Raw genomic sequence first — 20131 nt, forward strand, 5'->3', positions numbered from 1 at the left:
CGCCGGACTGGGGCTAACCGCCCCCTTCGCGCTTCAGGGGGTCGCGGGGGGTGCGGCGGATCTTTCCCCTCCCCGCCCCTTCCCGATACCAGGGGCTCCGCCCCTGGACCCCAACGCCTGGGGCGAAGCCCCAAACCCGACCCGAGGCCCGGGGCAGAACCCCCGAACCCGACCCAGCATCTGAGGCGGAACCCCAAACCCGACCCGGCATCCGGGACGGAGCCCCAAACCCGACCCGAGGGCTGGGACGGAGCCCGGACCCGCCCCGGCATCTGGGAACCGGACCCGACCCGGCATCTGGGACAGAGCCCCCGAACCCGACCCGAGGCCCGGGGCAGAGCCCCCAAACCCGACCCGGGGGCTGGGGCGGAGACCCAGTTGTGGGAAGGGGCGGGGTGGGGAGCGGCCCGCCGCAGGCGTTGTGGTCCGTCGGGCACCCCCTAGGCAGGCACGCCGACCAGCTCGCGCCGCGCTGTCTCCGCGCGCCGCTCGGCCATCGCCTTCCGCGTCGCGTACACCGTGATCGCCGCCGCGCCGCCGACCGCCACCAGGCCCATGGCGACCGTGCCGCCCCACCCGGCCGCGTGGAAGGCGAGCGCGCCCAGCGCACCGCCCAGGCTGCTGCCGATGTAGTACGACGCCTGGTAGAGCGCCGCGGCCTGGGCGCGTCCGGTCTTGGCCGTACGGCTCACCGCCGAGGACGCCGCCGCGTGGCCCGCGAAGAAGCCCGCGGTGATCAGCACCAGACCGGCCAGCACCGCCGGGATCGAGTTCAGCAGGGACAGCAGCAGCCCGGCGGCCGTCGTGGACACCGCCACGTACAGCGCGCCGCGCCGCCCGAGCCGGCCGACCAGCTTGCCGGTGGCGGCCGAGGAGACCGTGCCGACCAGGTAGATCAGGAAGATCGAGCCGATCAGGCTCTGCGAGAGCCCGAAGGGCTCGGCCACCAGGCGGTAGCCGATGACCGTGTAGACCCCGCCGAAGACCGTCATGAACAGCGCGCCGATCGCGTACAGCCGGCACAGCAGCGGATCGGAGAGATGCCCGGCGAGGGTGCGGGCCAGCGCCCGCGGGCTCACCGAGGCCGGGGTGAAGTGCCGGGCCTTGGGCAGCAGCATCCGGAAGGACGCCGCGCACAGCAGCGCCATCACGCCGACCGCGGCGAGCGCGGCCCGCCAGCCCCAGGCGTCCGCCACCCAGCCGGTGACGATCCGGCCGCTCATCCCGCCGACGCTGTTACCGGCCACGAACAGCCCGATCGTGCCGATCAGCGCCTTCGGGTGGACTTCCTCCGAGAGGTACGCCATCGCGGAGGCCGGGATCCCGGCCAACGCCGCGCCCTGGACCGCGCGCAGCCCGATCAGCCAGCCCAGGTCCGGTGCGAAGGGCACCAGCAGGGCGAGGACGACCGCGACCGTGAGCGAGACGGTCATCATGGCGCGCCGGCCGAACCGCTCGGACAGCGCGCTCAGCGGCACCACCGCGAGCGCGAGGCCGAAGGTGGCCGCGGAGACGCTCCAGCTGGCCTGGTCCGCCTGGACCCGCAGATCGTCGGAGATCGCGGGCAGCAGCGCCTGGGTCGAGTAGAGCAGGGCGAAGGTGGCGAGTCCCGCGGTGAAGAGGGCGAGCCGCATCCGGAGGTAGCCGGGGTGGCCCGGGCTCATCCGCTCGGACTCGGAGGAATTCGGGTTCTGGTTCGAGGACGGCGAAGCGGAGGCGTCCACGCGGTGGTTCCCGGTGGACGCCCTGGTATCAGCAGGAGGCATGGTTCGACCGTACGTAACCACGGTTGATGCGTCCAATGCACGGAATGGCGATAATCAATCCACTGCCGCATGAGTAAAGGTCAGGGCCGCCCGTGTCACGCATCAGTTACGAAAACGACATTCCGGTGACAGCAGATGTCGAGGCGGAGTCCTGGGCCGCCGCGCTCACCCCGCGCCTCGCCCAGTTCGCCGCCGTCGCCCGCCATGAGCATGTGACCCGCGCCGCACAGGAGCTGGGGGTGCCCCAGTCCACGCTCAGCCGGGCGATGGTCCGGCTGGAGGAGGACCTGGGCGTGTCGCTCTTCGCCCGCCGGGGCCGCACGGTGGCGCTCACCCCGGCCGGACGGACCTTCCTGCGCTCGGTCGAACGGGCCCTCGCCGAGGTCGACCGCGCCGCCGAGTCCGTACGGGCCGACGCCGACCCCGCGGCGGGCCTGGTCTCGTTCGGCTTCCTGCACACGCTGGGGACCGAGACCGTGCCCGGTCTGATCCGGACCTTCCGGGTGGACCATCCGCGGGTGCGCTTCCAACTGGTCCAGAACTACGGCGAGGCGATGATCGAGCGGATGCGCGCGGGCGGCCTCGACCTGTGTCTGACCTCCCCGGTGCCGGACGCCCCCGATCTGGTCGCCCGCCGCCTGGACGAACAGCGGCTGCGGCTGGTGGTCCCCGACGACCACCGGCTGGCCGGGCGCCGCCGGGTGCGGCTCGCCGAGGCCGCCTCGGAGCTGTTCGTCACCCTGGAACCGGGCTACGGACTGCGGCGCATCACGGACGCGCTGTGCACCGAGGCGGGCTTCACCCCGAGGATCGCCTTCGAGGGCGAGGAGGCGGAGACCCTCCGCGGCCTGGTCGCCGCCGGCCTCGGCGTGGCCCTCCTCCCGCCCCCGGCGGTCCCCCGCCCCGGCGTGGCCGAGCTGACCGTCACCGCCCCGCGCGCCGTCCGCGAGATCGGCGTCGCCTGGCTGGACGGCCACCCGGACACACCCCCGGTGGCGGCCTTCAAGAAGTTCCTCCTGAGCCGCCGGGGCCAGCTGCTGACGTAGGCCAGTGGCTCACGCAGCGGGTCAGGCGATGCGTTCCAGCACGATCGGGCTCGTGGTGAATTCCGTGCCCTGGGGGGCGTAGGCGATCGCGTCGGCCAGGGCTTCCAGGGCGTAGGGGAAGGTCGCCGGGGTGTCGGTGTGGAGGGTGAGGAGGGGCTGGCCGGTGGTGATGTGGTCGCCTGGTTTGGCGTGGAGTTCTATGCCCGCGCCCGCCTGTACCGGGTCTTCCTTGCGGGCGCGGCCCGCGCCCAGGCGCCAGGCGGCGAGGCCCACCGCGTAGGCGTCGAGGCGGGTGAGGACGCCGGTCGACTCGGCGCGCAGGACGTGGTGTTCGCGGGCCACCGGGAGCGGGGCGTCCGGGTCGCCGCCCTGGGCGGCGATCATGCGGCGCCAGTGGTCCATCGCGGTGCCGTCGGCCAGGGCCTTGGTGGGGTCGGCGTCCTTCAGGCCCGCCGCGTCCAGCATCTCGCGGGCCAGGGCGAGGGTGAGCTCGACGACGTCGGCCGGGCCGCCGCCCGCCAGGACCTCCACGGACTCGCGGACCTCGAGGGCGTTGCCCGCCGTCAGGCCGAGCGGGGTGGACATGTCGGTGAGCAGGGCGGTCGTACGGACGCCGTGGTCATTGCCGAGGCCGACCATCGTGGCGGCCAGTTCGCGCGCGGAGTCGATGTCCTTCATGAAGGCGCCGGAGCCCACCTTGACGTCCAGGACCAGGGAGCCGGTGCCCTCGGCGATCTTCTTGGACATGATCGAGGAGGCGATGAGCGGGATCGACTCGACCGTGCCGGTGACATCGCGCAGCGCGTACAGCTTCTTGTCGGCGCGGGCCAGCCCCTCGCCCGCCGCGCAGATCACCGAGCCGACGTCGCGGAGGACGGCCAGCATGTCGCCGTTGGTCAGCTGGGCGCGCCAGCCGGGAATGGACTCCAGCTTGTCCAGGGTGCCGCCGGTGTGGCCCAGGCCCCGGCCGGAGAGCTGCGGTACGGCGGCTCCGCAGGCGGCCACGACGGGGGCGAGCGGCAGGGTGATCTTGTCGCCGACGCCGCCGGTGGAGTGCTTGTCGGAGGTCGGGCGCGGCAGGGAGGAGAAGTCCATCCGCTCACCGGACGCGATCATCGCGGCGGTCCAGCGGGCGATCTCGGCCCGGACCATGCCGTTGAGGAAGATCGCCATCGCGAGCGCGGACATCTGCTCGTCCGCCACCTCGCCGCGCGTGTAGGCATCGATGATCCAGTCGATCTGGGCGTCGGTGAGGCGGGTGCCGTCGCGCTTGGCACGGATGACGGAGATGGCGTCCATGGGGGCTGTACGGGGCCTTTCGTGTTCAGGGGGCCGACCGGGCGGGTCGCGGCGGCGCGGACCGAGGCGGCGCGGGGCGTCAGCCGCGGGCCGCGGCGCGGCGCAGATCGGCGGGGCCGAAGGCGTCCGGGAGGAGTTCGGCGAGCGGGCGGATGCCCGTGGCGGTGTCCATCTGGAGCTCCGGGCCGCCGTGCTCCCACAGCAGCTGACGGCAGCGGCCGCAGGGCATCAGCACGGTGCCCTCGAGGTCGCAGCAGGTGAAGGCGGTGAGGCGGCCGCCGCCCGAGGCGACGAGGGAGGAGATCAGACCGCATTCGGCGCACAGCGCGACGCCGTACGCGGCGTTCTCCACATTGCAGCCGCTGACCGTGCGGCCGTCGTCGACGAGCGCCGCGGCACCCACCGGGAAACCGGAGTAGGGGGCGTAGGGCCCGGAAATTGCGTCCCGGGGCGGTTAGCGCCGCGACTCCCAGTCGGGGGCCGCGGCGGCGGAAGTGGTCATGTGCCCTGTCCCTTCCGGTACGGCCTGTTGTTCGCCTTGGGCATCCGCAGCCGCTGTGAGGCGAGCCCCATGACCAGCAGGGTCACGATGTACGGCGTGGCGCTGACCAGGTCGTTGGGGACCGTGTCGGTCAGGGCGTACCACAGCAACAGCGCGACGGCCGCGGCGCCGGACACCGCGCCCGCGACATAACTCTTGCGGACAATCCGCCAGGCCGCCAGCGCGGCGAGGCCGAGCGCGACCAGGAGCAGCAGGGCGTGCACGGTCGCCCCGCCGTTGCGCAGCTGGAGGGCGTCGGAGTAGCCGAAGAGACCGGCGCCCATGGCGAGCCCGCCGGGCCGCCAGTTGCCGAAGAGCATGGCGGCGAGGCCGATGTAGCCGCGGCCGCCGGTCTGGCCCTCGTTGTAGATGTGCGAGCGGACGAGGGCGAGGAAGACGCCGCCGAGCCCGGCGAGGCCGCCGGAGATCACCACGGCCGCGTACTTGTAGAGGTAGACGTTGACACCGAGGGACTCGGCCGCCGTCGGGTTCTCACCGCAGGACCGCAGCCGCAGTCCGAACGAGGTCCGCCACAGGGCGAAGAAGCTGCCCACGACCAGCAGGACGGAGACGACGGTCAGCGCCGAGATGTCGGTGACCAGGCCGCCGAGGATGCCCGCGACGTCCGAGACCAGGAACCAGTGGTGGTTCTCCAGGTCGGCGAGCCAGTCGGACAGTCCGGGGACGGTGAACGACTGGATGGGGTCGACCTGCGGGGAGTTCTTCGGGGAACCGCCGATGTCGGCCAGCGGCTCGAACCAGCGCTTGGCCAGATAGGTGGTGGCGCCGAGGGCGAGGATGTTCATCGCCACACCGGAGATGATGTGGTCCACCCCGAAGGTGACGGTGGCCACCGCGTGGATCAGCCCGCCGAGCGCGCCGCCGAGGACGCCCGCGAGCACCCCCACCCAGGGGTTGCTCTGGTAGCCGGCCCAGGCGCCGAAGAAGGTGCCGAGGATCATCATGCCCTCGAGGCCGATGTTGACCACACCGGCCCGCTCGGACCACAGCCCGCCGAGGCCCGCGAGGCCGATCGGCACGGCCATGGAGAGCGCGGCGCCGATCTGCCCGGAGGAGGTGACGCGGTCGAAGTCCGCCTGCTGGGCGGCGTCGACGAGCGCCCGCAGCACCGACAGCGCGACCAGCGCCCCGGCGACGATCAGCAGCACCTTGCCCAGGGACATCCGGGAGGCGGGCCCGTTCCCCTTGCCCGGCGTGCCCGTGCTCTTGGTGGTGGTCACCGTGGCACTCATCGTGTTTCTCCGTTCGCTTCTCCGCCCACTCGGCACGAAGGCGCGGCCATCGTCGTCATCTGCGGCCCGGAGGCCTCGTGTGCGTCGCTCACGACACCGACACCTCCTGCTTGTCCGTACCCTTGTCGGCCCTGGCCTGGGCGGCGAGCTCCGCGCCCACCCTCTGCTGCTGGCGCTTGAGCCCGTAGCGGCGCACCAGTTCGTACGCGATGACGACGCACAGGACGATCACGCCCTGCATCACACCGACGATCTCCTTGTCGTAGCCCTCGAACTCCAGGCGGTTGGCGCCGCGCTCGAGGAAGCCCCACAGCACGGCGGCCAGGCCGATGCCGACCGGGTTGTTGCGGCCGAGCAGCGCGATGGCGATACCGGTGAAGCCGATGCCGGTGGGGAAGTCGGAGGTGAACTGGTGGGTGTCGTTGAGCAGGGTCGGCATGCCGATCAGACCGGCCATCGCGCCCGAGAGCAGCATGCTGGTGAGCACCATGCGCTTGACGTTGACGCCGCTGGCCTGGGCGGCGGACTCGGAGCGGCCCACCGCGCGCAGGTCGAAGCCGAACCGGGTGCGGCCGAGCAGGAACCAGAAGCCGACGCCCGCGAGCGCCGCGACGACGATGAAGCCCCAGATGGGATCGAGGTCGCCGCCCGCCGGGAAGGTGAAGAAGTGGCTGGAGGACGGCAGCGGGTCGGTGGCCACGATGTTGGTCTGCTTGTCGAGGTCGGCCAGCCGCCCGTCCACCAGCAGATAGCTGATGACGATGCCCGAGAGGGAGTTCAGCATGATGGTGCTGATCACCTCGCTGACGCCCCGGTAGACCTTCAGCAGACCGGCGATGGACGCCCACATCGCGCCGACGAGCATGCCGACCAGCAGGATCAGCGGGATCTGCACCAGCCCGGGGAGCTTCAGCGCCCCGCCGACGACGGCGGCGAAGAAGGCGGCGAGCCGGTACTGGCCGTCGACGCCGATGTTGAAGAGGTTCATCCGGAAGCCGATGGCCACCGCGAGCCCCGCCAGGTAGTACGTGGTCGCCTTGTTGAGGATGTAGACCTGGCTGTCGGCCTTCACGCCGTAGTCGAACATGATGCCGAAGGCGTTGAACGGCTCCTTGCCGGTCGCCAGCAGCACCAGCGCGGTCACCACGAACGCGGCGGCGAGCGCCAGCACCGGGGCCGCGACCGCGAGCAGCACCCGCTCCTTGTCCAGCTTCTTCATCGGTCCTCTCCCCCGGTCGCGGTTCCGGCCCCAGCCTCGGGGGCGGCCTCGGTCCCGTCGTCCGCCGGGCCCTCCAGATGGCCGGAGGCGGCGCCGGTCATGGCCGAGCCCAGCTCCTCCGGGGTGATCGTGGCGGGGTCGGCGTCGGCGACCAGCCGGCCGCGGTACATCACCCGCAGGGTGTCGGACAGGCCGATCAGCTCGTCCAGGTCGGCCGAGATCAGCAGCACGGCCAGGCCGTCCCGGCGCGCGGCGCGGATCTGGTCCCAGATCTGCGCCTGGGCGCCCACGTCCACACCCCGGGTGGGGTGCGCGGCGATCAGCAGCTTGGGGTGGTGGCTCATCTCCCGGCCGACGATCAGCTTCTGCTGGTTGCCGCCGGACAGCGAGGCCGCGGTGACCTCGATCCCCGGCGTACGCACGTCGTACTCGGCGACGATCCGCTCGGTGTCGCGCCGGGCGGCGGCCGGGTTGAGCAGCCCGGCCTTGCTGTTGGGCTCCTCGGTGACATGGCCGAGGATGCGGTTCTCCCACAGCGGCGCTTCCAGCAGCAGTCCGTGCCGGTGGCGGTCCTCGGGGATGTAGCCGATGCCGTCCTCGCGCCGCTTGCGGGTGGGCGCGTGGGAGATGTCGGCGCCGTCGAGGGTGATGGTGCCGGCGTCGGGGTCGCGCATGCCCATGATGGCCTCGACCAGTTCGGCCTGGCCGTTGCCCTCCACCCCGGCGATGCCGAGGACTTCGCCCTTGCGGATGGTGAAGTCGATGTCGTCGAGCACGGCCCGCTCGACCCCGTCCACATCGGTGGCGGTCAGCCGCAGCGCGTCCACGACGAGCATGTCGGTGTCGGTGACGGTGGATTCGCGGGTCTCGGGCGAGGGCAGCTCGCTGCCGACCATCAGCTCGGCCAGCTGCCGGGGGCTGGTCTCGGACGGCACGACGGAGGCGACCGTGGTGCCGCGCCGGATGACGGTGATGTCATCGGCCACGGACAGCACCTCGCCCAGCTTGTGCGAGATGAACAGCACCGTCAGGCCCTCGGACTTGAGCTCGCGGAGGTTGTCGAAGAGCGCGTCGACCTCCTGCGGGACGAGCACGGCGGTCGGCTCGTCGAGGATCAGCGTCCGGGCCCCCCGGTAGAGGACCTTGAGGATCTCCACGCGCTGACGGTCCGCCACGCCCAGGTCCTCGACGAGGACATCGGGGCGGACGCCCAGCCCGTAGGCGTCGGAGATCTCCTTGATCCGGGCGCGCGCCTTACCGGCGATGCCGTGCAGCTTCTCGGCGCCGAGGACCACGTTCTCCAGCACGGTGAAGTTGTCGGCGAGCATGAAGTGCTGGTGCACCATGCCCACACCGCGGGATATGGCGTCCGCCGGGGAGTGCAGTTCCACCGCCTCGCCGCCGATCGCGATGGTGCCCTCGTCCGGGCGCTGCATCCCGTAGAGGATCTTCATCAGGGTCGACTTGCCCGCGCCGTTCTCGCCCACGAGGGCGTGCACGGTGCCGCGGCGCACGGTGATGTCGATGTCGTGGTTGGCGACGACTCCGGGGAACCGCTTGGTGATTCCGTGGAGTTCTACGGCGACGTCGGTGACGGCACCGGCGGGAGCGCCCTTGGGTGGGCTGGCGGCTTCGATGGCGCACTCCTGAGGGGCGGAGGGGGTGGGGCTGGCCGGGGGCCGGACCGGCCGGAGTACGCCACGGACCCGGGCGGACCCGGGGCGGATGCCCGGAGGTGCCGTGCGGGTCCGTGACGCGAGGGGTCAGTCCTTGTAGGTGTCCTGGACCTTGATCTGACCGTCGATGATCTTCTTCTTGGCCGCCTCGATCTTCGGCTTGATGTCGTTGATGAAGCCGCCGGAGTAGGAGAGGGAGACGCCGCCGCGCTTGAGGTCGTAGGTCTGGACGCCGCTCTCGGGCTTCTTGTCCTTCACGACGCTCTTGATGAAGTCGTAGACCGAACCGTCCACGGTCTTGACCATGGAGGTCAGGATCGCGTTCTTGTACTGGGCCAGGCCCTTGTCGTAGTACTGGTCGCCGTCGACGCCGATCGACCAGGTGCCCTTCTTACCGGCTGTCGCCTCGATGGCGCCCGCGCCGGAGCCGCCGGCCGCGGAGAAGATCACGTCGACCTTGTTGGAGAGCATGCCCTCGGCGATGTCCTTGCCGCGGTCCGGCATGCCGAAGCCCTTGGGCGAACCGACCTGCACCCACTGGACGTCCAGGGACGCCTTGGGGTTGGTGTCCTTCAGGCCCTGCTGGAAGCCGCCCGCGAACTTCTTGATCAGCGCGCTGTCGGTGCCACCGATGAAACCGACCTTGTTCGACTTGGTCTTCAGCCCCGCCGCCACGCCGGCGAGGTAGGAGCCCTCGTGCTCGGCGGAGACCAGGCTGGCCACGTTCTTGGAGTCGACGACCGAGTCGACGATGGCGAAGTCGGTGTCCTTGTACTTCTTGGCGGCCTTGGTGAGCGAGGGAGTCCACGCGTAGCCGACGCCCACGACGGGGTTGTAGCCCGCCTCGGCGAGGCTCGCCAGCTTGTCGTAGCGGTCGGCGTCCGTGTCGCCGTCCTTCGCCGTCAGCTCCTTGCCCTTGACGTCGAAGTCCTTCAGGGCCTTGTCATAGCCCTTGGCGGCGGAGTCGTTGAAGGAGTGGTCGCCGCGGCCGCCCACGTCGTAGGCCAGACCGATACCGGCGTCCTTGCTTCCCTCTTCGGAACTGCTGCCACACGCGGTGACGGAGAATGCGAGAGCCGCGGTGGCAATGCCCGCGACCGCTATCGTGGATACCCGGCGCACGAGGGTCCCCTCTGATGATCTCGAAGCGCCCCTTGCGGCGCTGGCTCCGCCGCATCGTAACGCGCGTAGATGCCAGGTAAAGGCCCCTTAGGAAGCCGTTATCGGATCGTCGCGAACCTCTCGTGTCCGCGAGGTCTACGCAACGTTTCGGGCGGGCAAAACGGCTGCGATTGCGCCCGGTACGTCCCGGTATGAGATCCACCGGACAAGCCCCGGGTCCGAGGAGGACGGGGGCTTCTTCGTCTGTCAGTCGAGGGGTGCGTCAGGTGAGCGGAGCCAGAGTCGCTGTCCACCGGAGAACACGGTCAACCCGAAGTCGCCGGGGCCCGGGCTGCCGTCCTTCACGTACGCCTCGTGCACGGCGGTGGCCTCCTCCCACAACCGGCGTGGGCCGTAACTCCACACCTCCTCCTGGGCGACCGTGGCCGCCGACCCATTCCGATCGTGAAGCCACATCTGATACCTGCCGTCCGCTGTTCCGTCGGCCATGACCACGCCCGGCAGTTTCGCGCCCGCGTAGAGGGCGAAACCGAGGCCCGCCATGGTCTCGGCGGGAAGGGCGCCGGTACTGCCGCGCCGACCGGTTCCGCTGTCCACCGGGACTCCGGGCGAGGGCGCTCCGAGCGCATCGGCATGAACCGGGCACCGCCGACGAACCGGCCGGAGGCCACCCCGTCGCCGCCGACGTCGAGCCGTACCAGCGCCCCGGACCAGAAGTCTCCCGCCAGCGGGGCGAGGATGCGCCCGCCCGGCTTGGTCTGCCGCACCCAGGCGTAGGGAATCCGCCGCACCGAACAGGTCGCGATGATCCGGTCGTACGGCGCCCCGGACTCCCACCCCCGTGCGCCGTCGCCCCACACGACGTCGGGGCTGTATCCGGCGTCCTTGATGACCTTCGCGGCCTTCTCCGCCAGCACCGGATCGACCTCGACGGTGGTGACGTTCTGGCTCCCCAGGCGCGCGGCGAGCAGCGCGGCGTTCCAGCCGCTGCCGGTGCCGATCTCCAACACGCGCTGCCCGTCGGCGACCTCCAGCGCGGTGAGCATGCGCGCCACCATCGTGGGCATGGAGTTGGACGAGGTCGCGATCCCTGGGCCGGCACTCTGCCCGTCGTCCACCTGCGTCACGATCGGCACATCCCGGTAGACAAGGTCCCACCAGGCCGCGTCCGTCGTCACGGGAACGCAGGTGGCCCGCTGCTCCCAGATGTCGGCGGGGATGAAGCGGTGGCGCGGGACAGCGGCGAAGGCCGAGCGCCAGGCGTGCGGGAGTTCACCGGACGCGGCCAGGGCGCCCAGGAGTGCCGTATGGCGTTGTCGCCAGTCCTCGGTCACCTTCCCTCACTTCTCCCTCGGGGGCGGTGTGCCGTCCGGCGGGGGCGGTGGCGGGGGCGTCCACGGCTTGATCGGGGCGGGATCGCCCTTGTGCTTGTTCTCGACGGTCACAGTTCCACCTCCCCATATCGGGCCTGCCGCGCAGCCGCCTCACAGGCGCGGAGCAGTCGCTCCCCGGTCTCGCACCCGGCGCCGGGCGTCCGACAGGCCAGGCAGCCCGCGGCGTGCTCGATGGCGGCGCGCCACGCCTCGTCGGCGAACGGGTCCTCGGTCTGCTCGGCGGTCTGCTCGACGGCCGTCATCGGGTCCCTCCCTGCTCAAGGGCACGGCGCCTGGCGGCGGCCTGGACGACGGCATCGCGCGGGTAGTCCCGAGCGTGGGTAGGGCAGGCATAGACGGTCGTGCTGGCCACACTGCCGCTGTGCTCGATGGCCACCGGGACCGGTTCGTCGGTGGGGAACTGACATCGGTAGCACAGCTGTCGACCGTCCTGCGTCGGGCCGAGGACGTCGTCGAGTGCCTGGCGCAGGGCGCGGACCAGGTCATTGATGTCGGTCAGATACCGGTCCGGGCCGAGCGGGATCCGCCAGTAAGTTCGGTGCTCAGCGCTCCAGCAGGCGGGCGGCACGCCGAGAAGGGTCCCCTCGTCGGCGAGTTCGGTGAGGACGCGGACCTGGCGCATGCCCCAGCTGCGGGCGGTAGCAGTGTCGATGCCGATCAGCCAGTACATCTTGCCGTAGGTGTCGTCCTGGATGACGGCGCCGGATCGGTCACCGAGCAGTTCCAGGGCTCGGTCGGCGACGGTGGTGGGCGCGGAGACGGCGTCCCACCATTTGCCCACCGGTAACGCCTCGATGTCCTGCTTGTTCGGTGGTTCCCACGGCAGGGTCCTGGTCGTCATGGCCGGCTCCGTGCACAGTCTGTTTTCTGACCGTCACATCGTGTCGAACCGCGAGGCTGACAGTGTTCCCAGATAGGGAACAATGGGGCACCCTGGCGCTGCTACATGCCGACCCACGCAGCCAACGAGGACAGGGTTTCGGGCGCCCGCCGCTGACGGCGCACCAGGACGCCGATCGTCTCCCGCACCAGCGGGTGATACCGGGCCTGCTGCGGAGCGACCTTACGCGCCCGTACCAAGAACCGCTCAGCAGGCTCCGTTTTCCCCATCTGCGCATAGGCGCGGGCCATCTCGATGTAGTACCGGCCCACCCGCATGCGGGGATGCGTATCCGGAAAATGCAGCTTCTTGGACAGTTTCACCGCCTCGCCGAGCTCACCGAGCTCGACGTTCGTCGCAACGTCGAAGTGCTGCACGTTCGTCAGACCGAACGACGACCAATAGACGTCCGGCACATCTCGGCCGATCTTCTCGGCCATCTCGCGAGCCAGGCCCATATAGCCGGTGACCTGGTCAGCATCGCGTGCTTGGGCGGCCGCGATGGCCGACGCGAGATGCAGACTGCCGGTCACCGCCAGAGCCTCCACGGACTCGGGCTGCTCGACCTGGCCGATGAGTCGATGGCCGCGCGTGATTACCTGTAGTGACATCTGGTTGTTCCCTCGCCGAAGCAGCATGCTCGACCACTTGTTCAGGCGGATGGCGAGCAGCAGCGGATCCTGTGCCTGCTCAGCCATCCACCCCATGCGCTCCAGCGCGATGGACGCCATGTCGTGATAGCCGACTCGATAAGCGAACTCGTATGCCACCCAATAGCACCAGCTCAGCGATGAGGCCGCGCGCCGGTAGCCCTCGCTTGGAGACAGCAGGCTGACCATGGTGGTGAGTTCGCCGAGCAGACCAGGCAGCTTCGAGCCGATGTCCTTGTACTCGGTAGCGGAGGCCCCGCTGCACAGCGCCCGTACGTCACTCTCTACCCGATCGATGTGCCTGGGCGTGATGTGTGGGTCCGGCCCGAGGTCGTACATGTCGAGCGCCTCGGACAGCGGGGAGATCAGGCGATCGAGATGGTCCTGCTGTAACTCGGAGGTGTACGGCTGGCCGTTGAGCACAGCGACGTCCACCTGGAGGACTCGGGCGATGGCGGCTACGACGGAGGGTGTGGCCGGCGCCAGGCCGCGCTCGACCTTCGCGATGGTGCTGCGGGCGAGGAACGATCGCTGTGCGAGTGCGGTCTGGGTAAGTTGACGCAGTTTCCGGTAATCCGCGATGCGTGCGCCGGTGTGTTCCTCATTGCTCTGTGGCATGCTGAACTCCGTTCTGACCTAGACACTCAGAACGGTACCCCCGGCTAACCAGGCCGGTACGGCTGAACGGCCCCCATTTCGGTGGGGCCGTCGCGCTTCCTTGACGCGGCGAATGCCCCCTCGCCCAGTCCAGAGGTCTTCGGGCCGGGAAGGGCTTTCGTCGTGCCCGAAGTCAGTGCAGGGCCTCGATGGCCTTCAGGATCAACGCCCGCGCCTCGGCCCCGTACACGGCCATACTGCGCAGCTGCTCGAACGCCTTCAGATACAGCGCGATCTCCGAGGGCTGTGTGACCTGGACCCGCGCGGACAGCAGCTCGACCGACACCAGGGTGTCGTCGTAGACGTGGAACAGCTCCTGAGGCCATAGGACGCGCCCCCGCGTCGCGCTGGGGATGATCCCCAACGAGACAGCCGGAAGGGCCCCAGCGGTGAGCAGGTAACCAAGCTGCGCGGCCATCGCGTCCTCGTCGCCCAACTGGTAGCGGAGGACCCCCTCTTCGATCAGCATGACGAACCGGTGACCCGGCTGGTGGATGACCTGTGAGCGTTCAAGGCGTGCGGCCGCAGCGTCCTCGGCGTCGTCGGGAATGTCGAGCAGACGGGTGTTGATGGACAGCAGAGCGCGCGCGTACCCCTCGGTCTGCAGCAGGCCAGGCACCAGGGTGGGCGAGTAGATCCGGAACAACTCCGTCGACTGGTACAGATCCACGTAGCTGTCCTGCAGACGCTTCAGACCCGCGCGCACCTTGCGCTGCCATTCGACGTACAGGGATTCGGCATCCCGCGACTGAGCAATGATGCCTGCGGCCTGGTCCTCAGCGCCGCAGGCCCGGCACCAGCGGCGGACGTCGTCCGGCGTCGGCGGAGTGCGCGCGTTCTCGATGCGGGATGTCTTGGGGTGCGTCCAGCCGCAGCGCACGGCCAGCTCAGTACCGGTAATGCCCGCGTCGGCACGTAGGTCCCGTAGGCGCTGCGCGACCCGTTCGCGCGCGGCTTGGGCCGAGGAGGACGGGGAGTTGGACATGAGCTGACCGTGCGCCTTTCCGTGTTAGCTGATCTTGTAGTCCTCGTGGGCGGTTGCGCGCGCCCATACCGTCTCGAACGCCTCAGCGCACAGCTTCGCCGTGTCGGGGTCCTCGCTGATCTCCCCACCGCCGGAGGCGCCGTCGCCGGTGAAGTGATTCCACCGGATAAGTCGACCGTCGATCAGCCAGAAGTCGTTCCCTGGCAGTGCGATGTCGGAGGCGCGTCGGCGGGCGAGCCACCGTACCCGTTCACCGGCGTGGATGTTGACGACCGTTCCGGCGTGCTCGTACCGGACGTAGTCGCTGACCGGCTCGGACACGATGCGTGCCCGGCGCACGACGACGCCGCGGGCGATGGTGCGGCGGATCAGCGCCACCCAGGGCGCCCAGTACGGTGAGTCGGGGCTGGTGTCCCGTTCTCCGGTGCTCTTCCAGCGGTTGAAGTCGGCGGCCTCGCTGACGACTCCATAGGCGTCCCGCATCTCCAGGTGGACGGCGGAGCGCTGGGCGCCGTCGAGCAGCTCATGGAAGCTCGGTACGTTCTGCTGCATCGCATGCCTTCCTCAAGATCGGCACCATGCGGGCCGGAATACGGATAACTGCCTCGTGCTCGGGGATGCCCGCCGCGTGCCCAGGCACCTCGAACGCGGCGCATTGAGCTTCGAGTTCAGACGTTGGCTTCCACCCTTGAATGACCAGATCGTTGTTGCTGGTCTCGACCCACACCGTGGGGCTCTCGCCTGTTCCGGTGTTCGGGTCGATGCCGATGAACCGTAGTGTCATCGCCGCCTCCGACGCTCTTGGTGTGCACGGATGTACACCACCGTCGGCCGTTTGTTGCAGCACGTCAAGGCCACGAGCTGGGGAATGTCTCATGTGAACATTCGCGTACATGACTGGATGTGTCAGACGTCACGCTCCTAACGTCAGCGGGTACGACAAACCCCGGCGAGGCGGCGGAGCCTCCCGGGGTGCGGCCAACGCCCAAGGAGCACCAGCATGGCCACCTCTACCACCCAAGCCCTCCCGTGGACACCGCCGAACAAACAGGACGTCGAGGCGTTACGGGTGGGCAAATGGTGGGACGCCGTCCGCGCAGCCCCGACCATCGGGGAACGCGCGCTCAAGGCCCTCGGCCATGAGACCGGTGCCGTCATCCAGGACAAGCACGGCCCCCTGTACTGGCTCATCGCCGTGGGCTCCGTTGAGAGCTGGCGCCTGCGGCAGGTCCGAGTCCTCACCAAGCTGACCGACGAGAGCACCTACCTCGGCGTCCCGCCCGCCTCCTGGACGGACGGCCCCAAGACCCCACTGGCGCGTGCCCCTCTCGGCCGATCACTACCTGACCGACGCCTGGAAGCTGTGGGATGCGCTGGCCGAGGCCGACCGCGCCGAGTACGGACGCACACCCGTGGGACGCCAACTGTGCTACCGCTGCCAGTTGTCCACCGATGAGCCGATCCCGGTCGAGGTGGAGGACAGCCGCAGCGACGTCGGCAAGGTCACCTATGCATGTCCCCCGCACGCGCCGCTCTACTCGAAGCGCCGACCGCGGAGCCCTACCAGCGCGGCCGCGGCCGAGCACGAGGGACGGTCCCGATGACGACCTGCCAAGTGCCGTCGCTCCTGGTCGGAGTCGAACTGCCGGACCCCGACACCCTGACCGGGCCCAACTGCACGACTGGGGCTGTGCCCTGCGCGGGAAGCGGCTGTACGCCGCAACCCCGCGCTGCTGGGGCTCGCGGTCTACCTCTGTTTCGCCGGAGGCCCCGGCCCCATAAGCCGAGTGGGTCGCTGGTGTTCCGGGCCCGTACCGGCACGCATCCCACCGGCGGCTCGCCCCCAAGACCCCTGCCGGTTGGCACGCGCCGACCCGAGTACCGACAAGGCAGGGACGAAGGGACTCCGTCCCCGGCCTGCGCCGCCGGGGACGGAGTCCCGCCCAGCAAGGCTCACCCCGCCTCCCGCTTGCAGGCCAGTGGCCGGGACGAGCACCGCGCGAACGCGCGGGGACACCCCTGCGCGAATGAACTCAGGAGGCCCCATGCGATTACAGCACGCCGTCATCCGCCACGACCCGGAGGACGGCGACACCACGCCGGACACGGACGCCCCGACCCCGGGCGGCCAGACGCCCGGCGACTCCGACGACGGACGCCAGTACGCGAGGTAGCCCGCGTCCGACGGCACAGGTAAACGGCGGCCCGCCCGGAAGGCGGGCCGCTCCCACCACGCAGGAGGTCCCCCGGGTGACCGCACCACTCCCGCCCATGCCGAGCCACTGGCACTGCTACCGCTGGACCGGAGAGCGCCGCACATACGACGACGAGTCCGCCCGGCGGCCACCGCACCGCGTCGTAGAGGACATCCCGCCCCAGGAGTGGAAGCGGATCGCGGCGGCCGGCCCCGCCTTCATGGCAAGCGACGTGCCCCCACTAGAGGTACCGCACTGGCTGCTCCGCCCGGCCAGAATGATCAAGGCCACATTCGAGGCGCCGGACAAGGCCGCTGCCTGGTACAGACACCAGATCAGCGAGTTGAGCCCGTCCTTCCTCACCGACCACGACAAGGCTCCCTCCCGGCAGGCCGGGTGGTTCGCGATGGTGGACGACCGGCTCAGCTGGGGCGGGGATGTCGTCGGCGGCTGGTACCTCCGAGGCACCGGGTTCGCCTCGATCCAGGTCGTCGCATGCAGCACGAACCGCATCCGCCCCACGATCCCCTGCCCGATGGGCCGCAAAGCCGGTTCGGCGGCAGGCGGAGGCTCGGCGTTCCCGGCGAGGCCGGCGGTGCCGACAGCCGGGTGACGGACGCCCCCGCCAGGCTTACGCGTTCCGCTCCAGCAGCACGGCGGCCGTGAACAGCTCCACGCCCACCGCGATCGCGTCCTCGTCCACGTCGAAGTCGCCCGCGTGGAGGTCGCGCCGGGTGGTGTCGTCGGCCTTGCGGACGCCGAGGCGGGCCATCGCGCCGGGCACCCGCTCCAGGTACCAGGAGAAGTCCTCGCCGCCCAGGGACTGCTCGGTGCCCTCGACCGCGTCCGCGCCCCGGCGGGCGATCATCGCGTCCCGCAGCAGCTCGGCGGAGCTCGCCTCGTTGACCACCGGCGGGACCCCGCGGATGTAGTTGATCTCCGACTTGGCGCGGTGCAGGGTGGCGATCTCGTCCACCGCGGCATGGACCAGGTCGGGCGCCTCCCGCCAGGCGGGCAGGTCCAGGCAGCGGACCGTGGCGGACAGCTCGGCGTGCTGCGGGATCACGTTGCAGGCGTGGCCCGACTCCACCCGGCCCCAGGTGACGGCCAGGCCCGAGCGGGCGTCCACCCGGCGGGCCAGCAGCGCGGGCACCTCGGTGATCACCTTGGCGACGGCGGTCACCAGGTCGGTGGTCAGATGGGGGCGCGCGGTGTGGCCGCCCGGCCCGTCCAGCGAGACCTCCAGCCGGTCACAGGCCGAGGTGATCGGGCCGACCCGCAGCCCGATCCGGCCGACCTCGACCTTCGGGTCGCAGTGCAGCGCCAGGATCCGGCCGACGCCGTCCAGCACGCCCGCCTCGATCGCGTCGGCCGCGCCGCCGGGCAGCACCTCCTCGGCGGGCTGGAACAGCAGCCGCACCGGGCGCGCCAGCCGTCCCTCGCGGGCCAGCTCGGCGAGGACCAGACCCGCGCCGAGCACCACGGTGGTGTGCACATCGTGGCCGCAGGCGTGGGCACGGTCGGCGACGGTCGAGCGGTAGTCGACCGTCTTGGTGTCCGGGATGGGCAGTCCGTCGATGTCCGCGCGCAGCGCCAGCAGGGGCGCTACGCCATCGCGCGGGCCGATGTCACAGATGAGACCGGTGCCGGAGGGCAGCACCCGCGGCTCGAGTCCCGCCTGCTCCAGCCGCGCCTTGATCGCGGCGGTGGTGCGGAACTCGCAGTTGCCGAGCTCGGGGTGCATGTGCAAGTCGCGCCGGAAGGCGATGAGTTCGGCACGCAGCTCGTCGGGGAGCGTGCCGGGCAGCGCGGACGCGTCGGCGGGTGTGACATCGGTCGCATCGAGGGACATCAATTGCTTCACCTGAAGAAGCGTAGAACGCCAGGCGGGTCCACCGAATGTCGATCAACAAATTTTCAATCTGTTCGGGTACGCAAAAGTACCCGCCCCACTGCATGATCTTCCTAGTCAGGGGGTATAACAGCGGATTTCCCGGTCGGCCGCGGGTGAGATGTGCCACACGGCCGTACGGGCGACGAGCTCAGAACCTGAGACGCCTCAGGAGCCGCGCGACCGGTCTCAGGACGCCGCGACCGGTGCCGCGGGCGGTCCCGGATTCGCCGGCGGGGCCGCATCCCGCTTCGGAGCCGCGTCACGCTGCGGGACCGAGTCCCTGGGCGGGGCCGCGTCCCTCGGTGGGGGCGACCCCGCCTGCGGCCCCGAGCCCAGCCGGCGCACATCGCGCGCCGTCCCGGTGACCCCGGACAGGAAGCCCTGGGCGCGCGGGGAGGCGTCCCTGGTCAGCCAGGCGGGGTCCACATCGCAGACCGCGACCTGGACGCCGGTGCCCACGAGCGCGAGCGGCAGGGTGTGCACCACGGTCGACGGGAAGCTCACGATCGTGTGGCCGATGGGGCCGCGACGGGCTATCAGCTCGAGCGGCAGATCGGGCCGTACGATCTCCAGACCCACCTCGGCCGAGACCCGGTGCAGCTTCTCGGCGCTCTCCCGGCGGTGGGCGAAGTAGCGGGTGGCGCCATGGGCGCGGGCCAGCGAGCCGACCGCTTCCAGATAGCGCTCCAGGTCCACCACGCCCGTCTCGACCAGGGACGTGCCCACCAGGTCGGTGCCCCCGGTGAGCCGGGGCGGGCCGAACCGGGCGCGGGTCCAGGCGAAGTCGTTGGCGGTGATGGTGACCCCGGCGGGCGGCTCCACCGGCATCGAGCTGAAGACCTCGACCCGGCGCTTGGCGCCCGGGGTGAGCCGGCGGCGCGCGGTGGCGGAGACCGGTGCGAACACCATGTCGCGCGGCCCCTTGCTGCCGCGCCGGTGCCAGCGCACCAGCGGCTCCCCCTTGGCCAGCTGGGAGATGAACTCCATGGTGGCCGTGCCGTCGTCCACCACGACCAGGTCCTTGGCCCGGGTGAGGGTCAGCAGCAGCTGGACATAGCGGGAGAACGGATCGCCTATCACGATCCGCCCGGCCCGGCGCAGCGGTCCGCGCAGCCCGCCGATGGTCTTGATCGGCGCACCGGCCCCGCCGCGCGCGTCCTCCCAGCGCACGGCGAAGCCCTCGTCCCGTGCCAGCTCGGCCATCCGGCGCAGCTGGCCGCGGGTCATCGGATCGTGCGGGGAGAGCACCACCACGGTGAGGTCCTGGGGCGCCGTGGCCTCGGGGCCCCCGGCGCGCTGGACGTCGGCGCGCTGGACGTCGGCGTACGCCCACTCCAGCACGTTCAGCAGCTGAACCGGGCTCTCGACAAAAGCAAGCGTGGCCGGAGAGGCAGAGGCCGGAGAGACAGAGGGGGCAGCGGAGACCATCGCACCGTCCAAAGGCAGGGCCCCGGGGTGGGGGGGGGGGGGGCGCGCCAGCGCACGGGGCGGCGCCCCCCGCCCCGCGCCGGCCGGGCGCGCGCCCCGGGGGCGGACCACGGGGCCTCGACCAAA

General features: G+C 70.7%; 20 protein-coding genes. 4 read left to right on the plus strand and 16 right to left on the minus strand.

Annotation, left to right across the window (positions count from 1 at the left end; genetic code table 11):
- Positions 1 to 440 precede the first annotated feature (440 nt).
- Positions 441 to 1766 carry an MFS transporter gene (locus ACFXB5_RS39650; RefSeq protein WP_385217832.1) on the minus strand — a complete coding sequence of 442 codons (1326 nt, stop codon included), beginning with the start codon at positions 1764 to 1766 and terminating at the stop codon, positions 441 to 443.
- Positions 1767 to 1858: 92 nt separating this feature from the next.
- Here ACFXB5_RS39650 and ACFXB5_RS39655 point away from each other — a divergent pair, with 92 nt between their 5' ends.
- Entirely contained in the window at positions 1859 to 2812 is a 954-nt protein-coding gene (locus ACFXB5_RS39655) for a LysR family transcriptional regulator (RefSeq protein ID WP_385217835.1), read from the plus strand.
- Positions 2813 to 2833: 21 nt separating this feature from the next.
- On the opposite strand, the gene ACFXB5_RS39660 is transcribed toward ACFXB5_RS39655, so the two are convergent.
- The 13 genes from ACFXB5_RS39660 to ACFXB5_RS39720 form a co-directional block, all read right to left on the minus strand.
- Positions 2834 to 4111 (minus strand): thymidine phosphorylase, encoded by a 1278-nt coding sequence (locus ACFXB5_RS39660; protein ID WP_385217837.1) that lies wholly within the window; start codon positions 4109 to 4111, stop codon positions 2834 to 2836.
- A gap of 79 nt (positions 4112 to 4190) precedes the next feature.
- Positions 4191 to 4550, minus strand: a complete 360-nt coding sequence (locus tag ACFXB5_RS39665) for a cytidine deaminase (protein ID WP_385217882.1) — start codon at positions 4548 to 4550, stop codon at positions 4191 to 4193.
- Between the two features lie 59 nt (positions 4551 to 4609).
- Positions 4610 to 5905, minus strand: coding sequence for an ABC transporter permease (locus ACFXB5_RS39670; protein ID WP_385217839.1), 1296 nt, complete (start codon positions 5903 to 5905; stop codon positions 4610 to 4612).
- A gap of 88 nt (positions 5906 to 5993) precedes the next feature.
- The gene (locus ACFXB5_RS39675) at positions 5994 to 7124 is read right to left on the minus strand and encodes an ABC transporter permease (protein ID WP_385217842.1); all 1131 of its coding nucleotides are present in this window, start codon (positions 7122 to 7124) and stop codon (positions 5994 to 5996) included.
- Positions 7121 to 8761, minus strand: coding sequence for an ABC transporter ATP-binding protein (locus ACFXB5_RS39680; protein WP_385217884.1), 1641 nt, complete (start codon positions 8759 to 8761; stop codon positions 7121 to 7123). Before ACFXB5_RS39680 ends, ACFXB5_RS39675 begins: the two co-directional genes overlap by 4 nt.
- Before the next feature lie 126 nt (positions 8762 to 8887).
- Complete coding sequence (locus ACFXB5_RS39685; protein WP_201852283.1) at positions 8888 to 9922, minus strand: BMP family protein; 1035 nt, start codon at positions 9920 to 9922, stop codon at positions 8888 to 8890.
- 341 nt (positions 9923 to 10263) lie between these two features.
- The gene (locus ACFXB5_RS39690) at positions 10264 to 11256 is read right to left on the minus strand and encodes a methyltransferase domain-containing protein (RefSeq protein ID WP_385217844.1); all 993 of its coding nucleotides are present in this window, start codon (positions 11254 to 11256) and stop codon (positions 10264 to 10266) included.
- Positions 11257 to 11363: 107 nt separating this feature from the next.
- Entirely contained in the window at positions 11364 to 11558 is a 195-nt protein-coding gene (locus ACFXB5_RS39695) for a hypothetical protein (protein ID WP_385217845.1), read from the minus strand.
- Positions 11555 to 12157 carry a hypothetical protein gene (locus ACFXB5_RS39700; RefSeq protein ID WP_385217848.1) on the minus strand — a complete coding sequence of 201 codons (603 nt, stop codon included), beginning with the start codon at positions 12155 to 12157 and terminating at the stop codon, positions 11555 to 11557. Before ACFXB5_RS39700 ends, ACFXB5_RS39695 begins: the two co-directional genes overlap by 4 nt.
- A gap of 101 nt (positions 12158 to 12258) precedes the next feature.
- Positions 12259 to 13464: a helix-turn-helix domain-containing protein gene (locus ACFXB5_RS39705; RefSeq protein ID WP_385217849.1), complete on the minus strand. Its 1206-nt coding sequence runs from the start codon at positions 13462 to 13464 to the stop codon at positions 12259 to 12261.
- 172 nt (positions 13465 to 13636) lie between these two features.
- Positions 13637 to 14488, minus strand: coding sequence for a helix-turn-helix domain-containing protein (locus ACFXB5_RS39710; protein WP_385217851.1), 852 nt, complete (start codon positions 14486 to 14488; stop codon positions 13637 to 13639).
- Between the two features lie 24 nt (positions 14489 to 14512).
- A complete protein-coding gene (locus ACFXB5_RS39715; RefSeq protein ID WP_385217854.1) occupies positions 14513 to 15040 on the minus strand; it encodes a DUF6879 family protein in 528 nt (175 codons plus the stop codon).
- Complete coding sequence (locus ACFXB5_RS39720; RefSeq protein WP_385217857.1) at positions 15012 to 15272, minus strand: hypothetical protein; 261 nt, start codon at positions 15270 to 15272, stop codon at positions 15012 to 15014. The genes ACFXB5_RS39715 and ACFXB5_RS39720 overlap by 29 nt, the downstream gene beginning before the upstream one ends.
- A 535-nt stretch (positions 15273 to 15807) precedes the next feature.
- Here ACFXB5_RS39720 and ACFXB5_RS39725 point away from each other — a divergent pair.
- From ACFXB5_RS39725 to ACFXB5_RS39735, 3 genes are all read left to right on the plus strand, one after another.
- Positions 15808 to 16092 carry a hypothetical protein gene (locus ACFXB5_RS39725; RefSeq protein ID WP_385217860.1) on the plus strand — a complete coding sequence of 95 codons (285 nt, stop codon included), beginning with the start codon at positions 15808 to 15810 and terminating at the stop codon, positions 16090 to 16092.
- A 441-nt stretch (positions 16093 to 16533) separates the two neighbouring features.
- A complete protein-coding gene (locus tag ACFXB5_RS39730; RefSeq protein ID WP_385217863.1) occupies positions 16534 to 16662 on the plus strand; it encodes a hypothetical protein in 129 nt (42 codons plus the stop codon).
- Between the two features lie 76 nt (positions 16663 to 16738).
- Positions 16739 to 17296, plus strand: a complete 558-nt coding sequence (locus ACFXB5_RS39735) for a hypothetical protein (RefSeq protein ID WP_385217865.1) — start codon at positions 16739 to 16741, stop codon at positions 17294 to 17296.
- Between the two features lie 18 nt (positions 17297 to 17314).
- Here ACFXB5_RS39735 and ACFXB5_RS39740 read toward each other — a convergent pair whose 3' ends face one another.
- Positions 17315 to 18535, minus strand: a complete 1221-nt coding sequence (locus ACFXB5_RS39740) for an amidohydrolase (protein WP_385217886.1) — start codon at positions 18533 to 18535, stop codon at positions 17315 to 17317.
- A gap of 228 nt (positions 18536 to 18763) precedes the next feature.
- Positions 18764 to 20005 carry a hypothetical protein gene (locus ACFXB5_RS39745; protein ID WP_385217868.1) on the minus strand — a complete coding sequence of 414 codons (1242 nt, stop codon included), beginning with the start codon at positions 20003 to 20005 and terminating at the stop codon, positions 18764 to 18766.
- Positions 20006 to 20131 lie beyond the last annotated feature (126 nt).

It is taken from the genome of Streptomyces sp. NPDC059455, assembly GCF_042750115.1.
GTDB lineage: Bacteria > Actinomycetota > Actinomycetes > Streptomycetales > Streptomycetaceae > Streptomyces > Streptomyces endocoffeicus.

Bases quoted from the DNA above. Each gene is read 5' to 3' on its own strand.
- ACFXB5_RS39650 (WP_385217832.1), bottom strand. From the start codon at position 1,766: ATGCCTCCTGCTGATACCAGGGCGTCCACCGGGAACCACCGCGTGGAC.
- ACFXB5_RS39660 (WP_385217837.1), bottom strand. From the start codon at position 4,111: ATGGACGCCATCTCCGTCATCCGTGCCAAGCGCGACGGCACCCGCCTC.
- ACFXB5_RS39670 (WP_385217839.1), bottom strand. From the start codon at position 5,905: ATGAGTGCCACGGTGACCACCACCAAGAGCACGGGCACGCCGGGCAAG.
- ACFXB5_RS39675 (WP_385217842.1), bottom strand. From the start codon at position 7,124: ATGAAGAAGCTGGACAAGGAGCGGGTGCTGCTCGCGGTCGCGGCCCCG.
- ACFXB5_RS39695 (WP_385217845.1), bottom strand. From the start codon at position 11,558: ATGACGGCCGTCGAGCAGACCGCCGAGCAGACCGAGGACCCGTTCGCC.
- ACFXB5_RS39700 (WP_385217848.1), bottom strand. From the start codon at position 12,157: ATGACGACCAGGACCCTGCCGTGGGAACCACCGAACAAGCAGGACATC.
- ACFXB5_RS39705 (WP_385217849.1), bottom strand. From the start codon at position 13,464: ATGCCACAGAGCAATGAGGAACACACCGGCGCACGCATCGCGGATTAC.
- ACFXB5_RS39710 (WP_385217851.1), bottom strand. From the start codon at position 14,488: ATGTCCAACTCCCCGTCCTCCTCGGCCCAAGCCGCGCGCGAACGGGTC.
- ACFXB5_RS39715 (WP_385217854.1), bottom strand. From the start codon at position 15,040: ATGCAGCAGAACGTACCGAGCTTCCATGAGCTGCTCGACGGCGCCCAG.
- ACFXB5_RS39720 (WP_385217857.1), bottom strand. From the start codon at position 15,272: ATGACACTACGGTTCATCGGCATCGACCCGAACACCGGAACAGGCGAG.
- ACFXB5_RS39730 (WP_385217863.1), top strand. From the start codon at position 16,534: ATGCGATTACAGCACGCCGTCATCCGCCACGACCCGGAGGACGGCGAC.
- ACFXB5_RS39740 (WP_385217886.1), bottom strand. From the start codon at position 18,535: ATGTCCCTCGATGCGACCGATGTCACACCCGCCGACGCGTCCGCGCTG.
- ACFXB5_RS39745 (WP_385217868.1), bottom strand. From the start codon at position 20,005: ATGGTCTCCGCTGCCCCCTCTGTCTCTCCGGCCTCTGCCTCTCCGGCC.